Origin of the sequence: Bradyrhizobium sp. HKCCYLRH2015, from assembly GCF_051168215.1 — a bacterium.
GTDB lineage: Bacteria > Pseudomonadota > Alphaproteobacteria > Rhizobiales > Xanthobacteraceae > Bradyrhizobium.
Genome location: NZ_JBNPUO010000004.1, coordinates 256,900 through 269,735, shown reverse-complemented (window position 1 = coordinate 269,735; position 12,836 = coordinate 256,900). Strand labels below are relative to the sequence as shown.

The 12,836-nt window shown below is 67.1% G+C and carries 12 protein-coding genes; 4 read left to right on the top strand and 8 right to left on the bottom strand.

The window, feature by feature from the left end:
* Positions 1–30 precede the first annotated feature (30 nt).
* Together ACQR1H_RS12430 and ACQR1H_RS12425 are read right to left on the bottom strand one after the other, a co-directional pair.
* Positions 31–885 (bottom strand): DUF1932 domain-containing protein, encoded by an 855-nt coding sequence (locus tag ACQR1H_RS12430; protein ID WP_434907599.1) that lies wholly within the window; start codon positions 883–885, stop codon positions 31–33.
* 164 nt (positions 886–1,049) lie between these two features.
* The gene (locus ACQR1H_RS12425; protein WP_434907598.1) at positions 1,050–2,930 is read right to left on the bottom strand and encodes an autotransporter domain-containing protein; all 1,881 of its coding nucleotides are present in this window, start codon (positions 2,928–2,930) and stop codon (positions 1,050–1,052) included.
* A gap of 278 nt (positions 2,931–3,208) precedes the next feature.
* Between ACQR1H_RS12425 and ACQR1H_RS12420 the strand changes: the two genes are divergently transcribed.
* A complete protein-coding gene (locus ACQR1H_RS12420) occupies positions 3,209–3,583 on the top strand; it encodes a VOC family protein (protein ID WP_434907597.1) in 375 nt (124 codons plus the stop codon).
* A gap of 44 nt (positions 3,584–3,627) precedes the next feature.
* Here ACQR1H_RS12420 and ACQR1H_RS12415 read toward each other — a convergent pair whose 3' ends face one another.
* The 3 genes from ACQR1H_RS12415 to glmS form a co-directional block, all read right to left on the bottom strand.
* On the bottom strand, positions 3,628–4,425 hold the full coding sequence (locus ACQR1H_RS12415; RefSeq protein WP_316178817.1) for a DUF502 domain-containing protein: 798 nt from the start codon (positions 4,423–4,425) through the stop codon (positions 3,628–3,630).
* A gap of 195 nt (positions 4,426–4,620) precedes the next feature.
* Positions 4,621–5,235, bottom strand: coding sequence for a LysE family translocator (locus ACQR1H_RS12410; protein ID WP_434907596.1), 615 nt, complete (start codon positions 5,233–5,235; stop codon positions 4,621–4,623).
* A 226-nt stretch (positions 5,236–5,461) separates the two neighbouring features.
* A complete protein-coding gene (glmS, locus tag ACQR1H_RS12405) occupies positions 5,462–7,288 on the bottom strand; it encodes a glutamine--fructose-6-phosphate transaminase (isomerizing) (protein ID WP_316236517.1) in 1,827 nt (608 codons plus the stop codon).
* Positions 7,289–7,527: 239 nt separating this feature from the next.
* Here glmS and ACQR1H_RS12400 point away from each other — a divergent pair, with 239 nt between their 5' ends.
* Positions 7,528–7,758 (top strand): hypothetical protein, encoded by a 231-nt coding sequence (locus ACQR1H_RS12400; protein WP_315800034.1) that lies wholly within the window; start codon positions 7,528–7,530, stop codon positions 7,756–7,758.
* Positions 7,759–7,773: 15 nt separating this feature from the next.
* On the opposite strand, the gene ACQR1H_RS12395 is transcribed toward ACQR1H_RS12400, so the two are convergent.
* The gene (locus ACQR1H_RS12395; RefSeq protein WP_434848625.1) at positions 7,774–8,010 is read right to left on the bottom strand and encodes a hypothetical protein; all 237 of its coding nucleotides are present in this window, start codon (positions 8,008–8,010) and stop codon (positions 7,774–7,776) included.
* Complete coding sequence (gene glmU / locus ACQR1H_RS12390; protein WP_315800036.1) at positions 7,985–9,331, bottom strand: bifunctional UDP-N-acetylglucosamine diphosphorylase/glucosamine-1-phosphate N-acetyltransferase GlmU; 1,347 nt, start codon at positions 9,329–9,331, stop codon at positions 7,985–7,987. The genes ACQR1H_RS12395 and glmU overlap by 26 nt, the downstream gene beginning before the upstream one ends.
* A gap of 135 nt (positions 9,332–9,466) precedes the next feature.
* On the opposite strand from glmU, the gene ACQR1H_RS12385 reads away from it, so the two are divergent.
* Positions 9,467–10,801, top strand: a complete 1,335-nt coding sequence (locus tag ACQR1H_RS12385; RefSeq protein WP_434839529.1) for a hypothetical protein — start codon at positions 9,467–9,469, stop codon at positions 10,799–10,801.
* Between the two features lie 108 nt (positions 10,802–10,909).
* On the top strand, positions 10,910–11,290 hold the full coding sequence (locus tag ACQR1H_RS12380) for a hypothetical protein (protein ID WP_434907595.1): 381 nt from the start codon (positions 10,910–10,912) through the stop codon (positions 11,288–11,290).
* On the opposite strand, the gene ACQR1H_RS12375 is transcribed toward ACQR1H_RS12380, so the two are convergent.
* Entirely contained in the window at positions 11,250–12,830 is a 1,581-nt protein-coding gene (locus tag ACQR1H_RS12375) for a beta-(1-6) glucans synthase (RefSeq protein ID WP_434907697.1), read from the bottom strand. The two genes, ACQR1H_RS12380 and ACQR1H_RS12375, sit on opposite strands and share 41 nt — an antisense overlap.
* Positions 12,831–12,836: the final 6 nt, after the last annotated feature.

Genomic DNA, 12,836 nt, shown 5'->3' with positions numbered 1-12,836 from the left:
AACCGCCGTCATTGCGAGTGAGGACGATGCCTACGTCCTCGCCTTGCAGTTTTCCGCGAACGCCACCAGTTGCGCGGCTTCGATGCCCTGCCCCTGCACGTCCGCTGCAACATGCTCGAACAGCCGGGCCAACCCTTCGTAGATCAGCGCCGCCGGATGATCCTCTCCCAGGAAGCCCGCGATCTCGCGCATTTCGGCGACCCAGCGATAGGCCTTCGGCAACATGTCCGGCAGCGCCGTGGCGAGTCGCGCCTTCACGTGCGGCTGGCTCAGCGCCAGCTCGTCGCGCAGCGCATCGGCTGCCCCCGCGCGCGTTGCCGCCAGCACCATCGCGGCGCCGAGCCCGGTCAGCCCCTTGTTGATGCCGGCATAGGACATCTTCAGCGCCGAAGCCGCGCCGATGGGTCCTTCGATCCGTCGCAGATCGAGCCCGAGTTGGCCCAGCACGGAGACATCGGCGGACGCCTCGCCGCTCACATAGAAGGCCGGTCCCTTCGTGCCGGGCTTCGGCGGCAGGCCGATGATGGCGGCATCCACCAGGCGCGCGCCCGACGACAGCACGATGTCCTCGATCGTCCGGATGGTCTCGACGTTGACGGCATTGCAGTCGACGATGATGGGCTTCCTCGAATTCCGGTTGATGACCGTCGCGAGCTGCTCCGCCAGCGCCACGGCCTCGCCCGGCGGCACGATCGACAGGATGATGTCCGCACTGGCGATCTCGGCATCGCTGGCGCCGATCATGCCGGATGCGGCCGCTCTCGCCCGCGTCGCCGCGCTGCGCCCCTCGAGCGACGTCAGGACGTTGCAGCCGTGCTCCACGAGACGGGCAGCGATCGCGCCGCCCATTGCGCCCGGTGCGATGACGGCAATGCTGGGGGGCATGAGGACGGCTCCGGTTCCAACGATGGTCTCGAAGACTATGCGCACCCCGTGACAAAATTGAAGGCACGAAAACGAAGGGCAGCCCTTCCGGGCTGCCCTCGCCTTGGCCGCAACTTCAGCGCTCCCCTCAGAGCCCCCGAGAACGCTGGCCGCCGCGGCAGACCTCAGAACGCGATCTTCAATCCTCCGCTGCCGAAGAAATCGTCGCCACCCGTGCGTCCGATGGTGCGCGACACGGTCGCCGTCAGCGCCACATTGCTCCAGAACGGCGCCACGACGCCGGCGCTCACCCGGCCGTAGACGTCGTGCGAGGTGCCGTTCGGAACGGTCCAGTTGTTGACGATGACGGGCGCCGACGTCGCGCTGTACTGAATCAGGCGGCCGTTGCCGATGATGTCGTCATCGAGCGTCAGGTTCAGGTACGGATTGATGACGTTGCCCTGCACCTGGAACGGGGTGCGCAGCTGCACGCCGACGCTGCCGATCAGGGTCTCGGCGGTCTGCGAGCCGACCGCGAGCGTGAGCGCAGGATCGCCGGTCTCGGTGAAGCCGTCGACACGGGCGCGGGCATAGGTCAGCCCGCCGATCGGGCCGAGCTTTGCCGTGCCGGCATCGAACAGGTAACCGGCCTTGCCGGCCGCGACGAAGGTCGTGCCGCCGGGATTGGAGGTGATGGTGTCGACGACGCCCGGCCGCGTGTTGCGATAGTCCTGATGGCCGATCGTCGCGAGCGCTTCCGCAAACAGGTTGCTGCTGGCCCAGGCGCCGTAGAGGCCGAACTGATAGGAGTTGGCATCCGTGGTGCCGGCGCTGTTGAACAGCCTCGCCTTCGGGTTGGAGTAGTCGAAGGCGGTGCCGATCATGGCGTTCGCCGACAGCCGGTACTCGACGCCAATCGTGCCGCCGATGCTGTCGAGATTGAAGCCGTTCGAGGCGGCGCTGCCCTGGCGGTCGCTGACGCCGCCATTGCCCTGCATGTAGAACGACCATGGACTGACCGGCGCAAGCGGCGGCGCCTTGGCGTAGGACGGGCGGCCCATTGCCCCATAGGCGTTCATCGTCGATGGAGCAAAGCCCGCGGTCTCGCGGAACATGTCGAGCTTGCCGAACAGGGTCGAGGCGAAGCCCATCGCCGTGATCGACCCCACCTCGCCTTGCGGCGCGAAGGTCAGCGGCGCGTTGAGGCGGTTGACGATGTATTGGCCCAGCACCTCGAAGCCGTGTGACGTCAGGTGCACGCCATCGACATAGAACAGGTATTGGTTCTGCAGCGCAGGATTGCCGATGCAGGCGATCGGACAGGCGCCGACATTGGTGAAGCCATAGCGCGACGGATTGGCCTGGATCAGCGTCCCCACCAGTCCGGTGTCGACATACTCGACACGTACGCCCGAACGCGCGACGCCGGCGAGCGACTGCTGCATCAGGCTGTTGTAGGTCGTGCTGTAGGCCTTGCCGGCTGAAGCATTGGCGTTGCCGACGGCCTCCGGCAAGGTGCTGACATCGCCGGCCGTGAACACGATGCTGCGCGCGCCGTCCCCGACCAGCGCGTTGATGCCGGCCATGGCCTGCTGAGCCGTGACGGCCGCGGCCGTCGGCGCTCCAGCGAGCGAGCCGCCGGCGCGGTAGTAGGCTCGTGCGTCATTGCCGCCGACGGAAATTTCGACGAGGTCGGTCGATGAGACCCTGCCGGAGAAGCCGGTCAGTCCGCTCCACTCCTGGAAGAAGCCGGGAATGCCGGGCGCCACTACGTTGGTGTTGCCGGCCATGGCGCCGCCGATCGCGTAGTTGAGCTGGGGAATGCCGAGCAGCGCCGAGGTCGTGTCGACGAAATTGGTGCCGCCGCTGAAGCGGCCGGTGGGATAGAGCGGCAGCTTGCCGGCCCCGCCGGTGAAGGTCCAGAGATTGCCCGTATCGGCGTAGCTGTCGCCAAAGGCCTGAATGCGCGTATAGGTGGTCTGGGCTGCCGCCGGCCCGGTCAGTTGCAGCGACGCTACGGACAGCGCGACCGCGCACAACAACGTCGTTCTACTCACAGGCCTCATACGCGCTTCCCCAACGCCATACTTTTGTTTGCCCGATGTTTCCATGGTGACCATTCGAAACACCACCGCCCGCTGGTTGTAGGAACGACGACATCCGTGGCTGTGCCTTCCTCGCATCATCATGCAGTGCAAAGTGCCGCGATGCGCACGTTTGCCCGCTGGGCGGACCGGACCGCCGCCGAACGTGCTCGCGAAGGCTGCTGACAGAATCTGGCAGGGAGCTCGGCTAGTCGTGTGGCTGACGCGCCGCAGCCGGCGCCGCCACCGGAGAAAAGACGATGCCCGAGTTCAATTTCCTGATCCTCTACGTCGACAACCCGCCGAGCAGCGCGGCCTTCTATGCGGATCTGCTTGGCCGGCCCGTGATCGAACAATCGCCGACGTTCGCCATGCTGCCGCTGCGCGAGGGCGTCATGCTGGGCCTGTGGTCGCGGCACACGGTCGAGCCGCCAGCGGCCGGCGCAGCAGGCTTCGGCGAGGTCGCGTTCGCGGTCGGCGATGCCGGCGAGGTCCAAAGGCTGCACGACGACTGGAAGGCGCGCGGACTTTCGATCGCGCAGGCGCCGACGCGGATGGATTTCGGAACGACGTTCGTCGCGCTCGATCCCTATGGACATCGCCTGCGCGTGTTCGTTCCGCAGGATGCGGCCTAGCTCTTCCGCAGTGGCTGGCCTTTCGCGCCAGTCGGCCCTTCAGCCTAGTCCGCCTTGGCCGGCTCGGGCTCGCGGTGCGGCGATGGCTGCGCGGGTGCGTTGGCGAGGCGCGCGGCGTTGGCCATGTTGGCCAGCGCCGCGACTTTTTTCTGCTGGTCCGATCCCGGCTGCACCACGCCGCAGGACATGATCAGCGTCGCCGCGTCCTCGGCGCTCATGTCCACCTCGATGATCTTGCTCCGCGGCAGATAGAAGAAAAAGCCGGTGGTGGGGTTCGGCGCGCACGGCAAGAACACCGAGATCTGCTCGTCGTCACCGGGCAGCCGGCTCGAAATCTCCGCACTCGGCGGCTGCGAGATCAGCACGATCGACCACATGCCGGGCGAGGGAAACTCGACCAGGCCGACACGGCGCAGGCTCGAACCCTTGCCCGAGAACAGCGTCTCGAACACCTGCTTGAGGCCGCGATAGATCGCCCGCACCGCCGGGATGCGGCCGAGCAGCCGCTCGCCGAGGTCGACCAGGGTGCGGCCGATCAGGTTGGCCGTCAGGAAGCCGAGCAGCGTCAGTCCGATCACGGCCACGATCAGGCCGGAGCCGGGCACGCCGAACGGCAGATAGGTTTCCGGACGATAGACCAGCGGCACGAACGGCCGAACCAGCCCGTCCACCCAGGTCACGAACCACCAGGTGATGTAGAGCGTGATGGCAACGGGTCCGGCGACGACGAGGCCGGTCAGGAAATAATTGCGAAACCGGAACATCAGCCCATGGTGGGGCGTCTCGGCCGGAACATCGGCCAAGGGATCGGTCTCAGGCGGCAGGTCGTCGCGGGAACTCATGCGAACTTCCGGGTCGGATCAAATCTCAGCTAAGGGTCTTAGCAGATTTTTGAAGGGCAAAGGCCCTCTTTCCGACACAGGCGCGCTTTGCCGCTGACCTGTGGCCCGGCAGTCGGGCCCCAAGTCAGCGCGCAAGCCGTCGATTTCGATCCCTGCGGCGGCGAGGAGCCACTCAAAAGGGCAAACCCGCCGCCCCTAGGCGCTACGCAGCGGCAGGGCCAGGCCGACCGCCACGAAGATGCCGCCACAGACCTGGTTGAAGCGCCGCCCGACCCGGGCGAGCCACGGACGAACCTGGGCTGCCGCGCTGGCAATGGCGTATTCGGTGACGAACTCCGTCACCGTATAGGTGACGGCCACGACGGCGAACTGCACCGCCAGGCTGCGATCGGGATCGATGAATTGTGGCAGCAGGGCGCTGAAGAACAGCAGGCATTTCGGGTTGGTGGCCGCGGTCAGGAAGCCCTGGCGGAACAGCGCGTGCGGGCGCGCCGCCACGGTCTGGCCGGCCAGATCGACGTCCACCGGCGGCGCGAACCAGAGCTTGATCCCGAGCCAGGCAAGATAGAGTCCGCCGACCCACTTCAGGACCACGAGCCAGGTGATCGACGCTTGCACCAGCGCGCCGATGCCGAACATGCACAGCGCGATGACGAGGATGAAGCCGATTAGGCCGCCCGCGATCGTGAACAGCGTCCTCCGACCGCCATGCAGCGCGCCATGCGTCAGGGCAAGCAGGCCGTTGGGCCCGGGCGTCAGCGAGATGCCGATGCTCGTGAGCAGGAACAGCAGCCAAGTGTCGAGTGCCATCGGAATCCCTGTCAATCAGTTGCGCCACAGCACAGGCAAACTCGGCCGTCGTCCCGGCAGGTGGTTTGGGCCTCGCTGGAGCTGCCAGCCACGAAGTGAGGTGGTTATGGATCCCGGCGTTCGCCTGGATGACAGCGAATGTGCAGAGGCCGCGTCGCAACTCACGCCCAACTGGTTCTCAAGGCGACGCGAGAGCATCGCTTGGACGCGGCAAGCGGCGGCGTATCTACTCCACCGTGACCGACTTCGCCAAGTTGCGCGGCTGGTCGACGTCGGTGCCCATCACCACGGCGGTGTGATAGGCCAGCAGCTGCACCGGGATGGCGTAGACGATCGGCGTGAAGGTCGCGGCCATGTCCGGCATGGTGATCGTGACCAGCGAGTCCACCGTCGCCTCCTCGGCGCCCTTGGCATCGGTCATCAGGATGATGTTGCCACCGCGCGCGGCGACCTCCTGCATGTTCGACACGGTCTTTTCGAACACGCGGTCATACGGCGCGATGACGACGACCGGCATGGTCTCGTCGATCAGCGCGATCGGCCCATGCTTGAGCTCGCCGGCGGCGTAGCCCTCGGCATGGATGTAGGAGATCTCCTTCAGCTTCAGCGCGCCTTCCAGCGCCAGCGGATAGGAGGTGCCGCGGCCGAGATAGAGCACGTCCTTTGACTTGGCGATCTCGCGGGCGAGCTTCTCGATCTGCGGCTCGGTGGTCAGCGCCGCCGCGATCAGACGCGGCACCTCGACCAGGCCGTGGACCAGCTTGGTCTCGTCGGCCTCGGACAGCTCGCCGCGGCCGCGGCCGGCGGCGATGGCGAGCGCCGCCAGCACCATCAACTGGCAGGTGAAGGCCTTGGTCGAGGCGACGCCGATCTCGGGACCGGCCAGCGTCGGCATCACGATCTCGCTCTCGCGCGCGATCGTCGAGGTCGGCACGTTGACGACGGAGAGCGTATGCACGCCCTGCGATTTGGCGTAGCGCAGCGCGGCCAGGGTGTCGGCGGTCTCGCCGGACTGCGAGATGAAGATGGCGAGATCGCCCTCGCGAAGCGGCGCCTCGCGGTAGCGGAACTCGGAGGCGACGTCGAGCTCGACCGGCACCCGCGCGAAGCGCTCGAACCAGTATTTGGCGACGAATCCGGCGTAGCTCGCGGTGCCGCAGGCGGTGATCGAGATGCGCTGGATGTCCTTGAAGTCGAACGGCAGCCGCGCCGGCAGCATCACGCGCTCGGTGCCCATGTCGACGTAGCGCGCCAGGGTGTGGCCGACGACCTCCGGCTGCTCGTGGATCTCCTTGGCCATGAAGTGGCGATAATTGGCCTTGTCGACCAGGAACGACGACGCGCCGGATTTCAGCACCTCGCGCTTCACCACCGCGCCCGAGGCGTCGTGAATGATGCCGGAATCGCGGGTGATCTCGACCCAGTCGCCGTCGTCGAGATAGCTGATCGTGTCGGTGAACGGCGCCAGCGCGATCGCGTCCGAGCCCAGGAACATCTCGCCGTCGCCATAGCCGAGCGCCAGCGGCGAGCCCTTGCGGGCGCCGATCAGGAGATTGCCGTGGCCCTTGAACAGGAAGGCCAGCGCGAAGGCGCCCTTCAACTGCGGCAGCGACGCAGCGACCGCCTGCTGCGGCGTGTGGCCCTTCAGCAGATAGGAATTGACGAGATGGACGACGGTCTCGGTGTCGGTCTCGGATGCGAACCTGGCGCCCTGCTTTTCGAGCTCGGCGCGTAGTTCGCGAAAATTCTCGATGATGCCGTTATGCACCACGGCAACATTGTCAGTTGCGTGCGGATGCGCGTTGCTCTCGGTCGGCTTGCCGTGGGTGGCCCAGCGGGTATGACCGATGCCGGCGTGCCCCTTCAGCGGCTGCTGCTCGAGCCGCTTCTCGAGGTTCTTCAGCTTGCCCTCGGCGCGCCGCCGGTCCAGATGATCGCCCTCGAGCGTGGCGACACCCGCGGAATCGTAGCCGCGATATTCGAGACGTTTCAGGGAATCGACGAGATGCTCGGCAACCGGCCCGCGTCCCAGGATCCCGATGATTCCGCACATCAGCGCTAGTCCCCAAATCGTCGAGAGAGATTCAAAAGCGTGGCATTGTCTTAACGAAAACCGCGCGCTTTCAGGATTCAATAATTATTGCGGATTGCGACAGGGTTAAGTGCAAGACTTCACGCAAGGCTTAACCACGCGGCAGGCCGGCAGCTCCGGTTCGACACGGAGGTCGGTTCGGAGCGGGCTTAACGTGCGGTCAACGCTTTCGCACAAGACTATCGCGTCGGAGATGACCCATGGCCTTTTACCGCCGCCCAACTGATCCAAAGGGAACCAGCTCGCTCAGCCTGTCACATCCGGCGTCCGGGAGCCATCTGGCGCACTGGCCGCCGCCGACGCTGAGTCACGAGCTGAAGCCGATGCCGATCAAGCATCAGAGCAAGAACGAGCCGGTCAAGCACGCCACCCGCCGCGGCTGGCGCCTGACGCGCGCGATGTTCGCCGAGTTCCAGGACGACGAAGAGTGAACAAGCGCGTGGCGCCTATAGAAAGACCCAAGCGGCGATCGCACCGATCAGGGCCCATATGCCGAGCCCGGTCAGCAACATGATCTCCAAAGGGGGAGTTGTACCAAGCGTGGCGTAAACGACGCGGCCAGAAAACATGGCTAGCCGTACGATCGCAGTCAGAATCGCACCGACGAGATCGAACAGCAGTTGACCGAAATCCAAGCTGCCCTGCCCCGGCTCGCGCCTATTTTTTGTGGCGTTGCTTGGCATTCCGGAATCGCGCCGCGGCGCCTTCGCGCGTCGTCTGCGGACTGCGCTCCAGCGCCAGCGCATCGTCGGGCACGTCGCGCGTGATCACCGAGCCCGAGCCGATATAGGCGCGCGCGCCGATGTTGATCGGCGCCACCAGCGAGGTGTTGGTGCCGATGAAGGCGCCCTCGCCGATGTTCGTCTTGTGCTTGTTGAAGCCGTCATAATTGCAGGTGATGGTGCCGGCGCCGATGTTGGTATTGGCGCCGACATGGGCGTCGCCAATATAGGACAGGTGATTGACCTTCACGCCCGGCTCCAGCACCGCAGCCTTGGCCTCGACGAAATTGCCGATCTTGGCGCCGTCGCCGAGCGACGTTCCGGGCCGCAGCCGCGCGAACGGCCCGAGCAGGCTGTTGCGGCCGAGCTTGGACTGCACGATGTGCGAAAATGAATGCACCACCGCGCCGTCGCCGATCGACACGCCGGGGCCGATCACGACGAACGGCTCGATGGTCACGTCCTTGCCGAACGTCGTATCCGCGGCGAGATAGACGGTCTCCGGCGCGATCAGCGTCACGCCCGCATCCATCGCCGCGCGGCGCAGCCGGGTCTGCATCACCGCCTCGGCCTCGGCGAGTTGCGCCTTGGTGTTGATGCCGCGCACCTCGTCCTCGGAGGTTTCGATCACGACCGCATCGAGCCCCTGCTCGCGCGCGATCGCCACCGCATCGACCAGATAGTACTCGCCCTTGCTGTTGGCATTGCCGATCCTGTCGAGGATCCCCAGCGCGCGACGGCCGTCCATCGCCATCACCCCGGCATTGCACAGCGTGATCGCCCGCTCCGCTTCGCTCGCATCGGCCTGCTCGCGGATCGCGACCAGCTTCGATCCGTCGAGCAGCAGGCGTCCATAGCCGGTCGGATCGGCGGCGCGGAAGCCGAGCACGGCGAGTGCCGCGCCTTCGGCGAGCGCCGCCCGCAGCCGCGCGAACGTCTCGGCCGTGATCAGCGGCGTGTCGCCGAACGCGACCAGCAGATCGTCGGCGCCGCGCGCGATCGCCTGCCGCGCCGCCAGCACCGCATGCGCCGTCCCCAGCCGGTCGCGCTGGACGAAGATATCCGCATCCGGGCGCAGGCGCCGGGCTTCCTTCTCGACCGCCTCGTGCCCCGGCCCCACCACCACCGCGACGCGGGCGCCATCCCCATGCGGCGCCGCCGCCAGGACGTGCGCCAGCAGTGATTCGCCGGCGACGGGATGCAACACCTTGGGCACGCTCGTGCGCATCCGGGTGCCCTCGCCTGCCGCAAGCACGATGGTCAGACTGGATCGAGCGGTCATGAAACACCTGGGATGAAGGGAGCGCATAGGTCGCGCTGTCATAATGCGTTTTCTGCGCGGGGCAAACCGCACCGGCTGAAGCCCCTGGTGGTTTTCCTGTTAATGTTCGCTTCGTGATTCGATTAAGGCAGGTTCATGGCTAAGGACTCCCGCAAATCCGCCGGCGCAAATGCAGCTGAGAAGACGGGCACGACTCTGTCTGGACTGTTTGCCGACGAGAACGAGTTCGATCGCCGCGCGCTGTGGCGGCTCGGCTGGTGGGGGGCTGGCGCCGTCGGCGCCGTCGGCCTGGCCGTTTTCACCAATCAGGCCGCACAGGGATGGCGGCAGGACCGTGTTTCTGCGGCCGACCTGTCGCGCCAGGCGCAACTGCTGCAGTCGCTGGCCCGTGAGACCCAGGGCGAGGCGCGCCAGCTCGGCGCGGCCATCGAGACGCTCAACACCGACCGGGACCGGCTGTACGCGCGCGTGACCGTGCTCGAGCAGGGATTGGACTCGGTGACCGGCGCGCTGGCCAAGCAGAGCGCCCAGGCGTCCCCGAATCCCGCCAGCAGGGCCGGGCCCGCGCCGCAGATCGCAGCCGTGGAATCCCTCGCCCCGGCTGCGGTTCCGTCGAGTTCCGTGGCGCCCAGCCCCCTGCCGGCATTCGCGAACGCGTCCCCGTTCATGCCGATTCCCAGCGGAGCGGCCGGACCCAATCCGGCTCAGCCGGTGGCTCCGTCGGCTGCCGCGAGCGCCGACAAGACGAAGCAGGAGCCGGCCTCGGGAGCTTCGTCATCGCCTGTGTCTGCGGCCCCGTCCCCGACACCATCTGCCTCGCCCGCCCCTGCGGTCGCAGCAGCTGGTTCCAAGCCGCTGCCCGCTGGCGCACCGGACCCGGCCGGCAAGCCGGCCGAGACCGACAAGCTCGCAAGAGCTGAACCCGCCGAGGCCGCCGGCGCCAAGGGCAGTGACAGCACCGACGCCGCGGTCACTGCGGTCCAGAAGACCGAATTTGCCGTCGATCTCGGCGCGGCCAACTCGCTCGGCGGCCTGCGGGCGCTGTGGCGGGACCTCGTAAGAACCCATGCCGACCTCGCCTCGCTCAGGCCGATCGTCATTCTCAAGGAAGGCCGAGGCGGTCCGGGCATGCAGCTGCGGCTCGGCGCCGGTCCGTTGAGTGACGCGGCGACGGCGGCGAAGATCTGCGCGGTGCTCGCCGAGAGCCAGCGCGCCTGCGAAACCACCGTCTACGACGGCCAGCGCCTGGCGGTCCGCGAGGAGCCGGAGGCGGCCAAGCCGGGCGCTCCCGCGGCGGCCGCCCCGAAGCCGGTGCAGCGCCGGCGCACCTATCAGCCGCAGGCCCAGCAGCAGCGCCACGGCAAGCGCGAGGAGCCGCCGCCCACGGCAGCCGCGCCGGCGCCGCCGCCGGCCGAGGCGCCCAAGCCCGAGCAGCCGTCGGCGCTGTCGTCATTCTTCCGCCGCTCCTGAGTCTCAAATCAGCGAGCGGTCAAAGCCGGTTGGGACGGATTGTGAAAGCAGTCCGCGAACCGGCTTTGCGGCTTGTCCGCACGTCCTTTCCGCAGCATAGTCCGGCGCATGAAAAAGACCCCGTTCCGCCTCTCGCCCTATCAGGTGCAATGGCTCCTGATCGTCGGCTTCGTCACCGTCGGCTATGCCCTCTATCTGCGCTATCTGGCGATCGAGCTGTCGAGCGTCGCGCTCGCCTGCGACGCCGGCCTGCAGACGCTGGCCTGCAAGAGCCGGGCGGTTGCGACCCCGCTGTTCAAGAATTCGGTGTTCGGCGCCACCGCGCTGGTGATCGCGGTGCTGCACGTGATGCGGCCATCGATCGTGCTCTTGACCGGCGGGCTGATCGCCGCCGGGGTCGGCATCGTGCTCTACAACGTCGTGCTGTCGGGGCTGGCGATCGGCCTGCTCATCCTCGGCTTTGCGCGGCCCGCGCCCGCCACAGCGTGAACGCCAGCAGCAGATACATCGCGCAGGTCCACATCGCCTGCCAGTTGTCGCGGCCCTCGTTGTAGATCACGTAGACCGAGGAGATCGCCAGCAGTCCGGCGAAGCATGCCTCGGCGATCGGCCGCGGGCCCTGCGTCGGACGGTTGCCGAGCAGCATCGCGAATGGCACCACCGCCATGGTCAGGCTGGCGAACGGAAAATCGCGGTAGCGCGGGTCGAACACGAAGCCGAGCGCCGTCTCGGCCGCGATCAGCACGGTCACGACCAGCACGAGACCCAGCAGGTAGGTGATCTTCAGCTGCTTGCGGCCGTCATTCGGTCCGAGCAGGTCGAGGAAGGTCGGCAGCGGCCGCCCGGCCATCACCGCATTGGCGGCCAGGATCGGCGCCAGCACGCCGGCGGCGAGCAGCGCGCCCCATTGCAGCCAACCGCCGATGCCGAGGCTCTCGTAGAACATCTTGTCGGCGGCCATGCCGAACAGCACGCCGGCCGCGGTCGCGGAGATGCCGACGCCGATCCAGGCCGAGATGTGCGGCGGCCAGGGCCGGCGCCGTACCGTCAGCCAGCCGGCGAGGAACACCGCGAAGGACAGGATCATGCCGCCGCCCATCTGCAGCTTCCACAGCGGATAGTTGCTGACGGGCTGGCCCGGCGGATATTTCAGCGCGCGGGTGTCGTCGCTGATCAGGCCCCAATAGCCGCCGACGGTGCCTTCGAGCTTGCGCTTCCAGGGCTGGTCATAGGCCTCGATCAGGTTGACGCGGAAGTTCTCGCGCTTGGCGAGCGAGAGGATCTCCGAGACCACGCGGGCCTGGTTGGCGCGCGACGGCAGCGCGCCCTCGCGCATGCGCCCCTCGCTCGGCCAGCCGGTCTCGCCGATCAGGATCTCCTTGCCCGGAAAGGCGACGCCGACCTGCTGGCGGATGGCGTCGACATGGGAGGCGGCGAATTTCGCGCGCACCGGGATGTCCTCCCAATACGGCAGGATATGAACCGTGACGAAGTCGACGATGTCGTAGAGCTCGCGGTTGCGCAGCCAGAACTCCCAGACGTCGGCATAGGTCACGGGAACCGTGACCTGCGCCTTGACGCTGCGGATGGTGGCGGCGAGGTCGGCGGTCGTCATCTCGCCGCGCAGCAGCACCTCGTTGCCGACCACGACCGCCGTGATGACGCCGGGATAGCGCTTGATCAGGTCGACCGCGATGCCGATCTGCTGCTGGTTCTTCAGCTTGTTTGAGCCGAGCCAGATGCCCTGGATCACCTTGATGCCGACCCGGGCGGCGATTCCCGGCACCTGGTCGAGGCCGTTCTCGATCGAATAGGTGCGCACGCATTCGGAGATCTTGGCGAGCTGCACCAGGTCCTGCTCGATCTGGTCGGCGTCGATATGGGTGGTCGGATCGAGCGGGCTCTGCTGGCCGCGGAACGGCGCATAGGATACGCACTGCAGCTTCGAGGCCGGCTCGATCGGCGCGCGCGCGAGCGTGATCGGCTTGGCCAGCCACCACCACGCGGCGGCGATGACACCCAAGGATATGAGCAG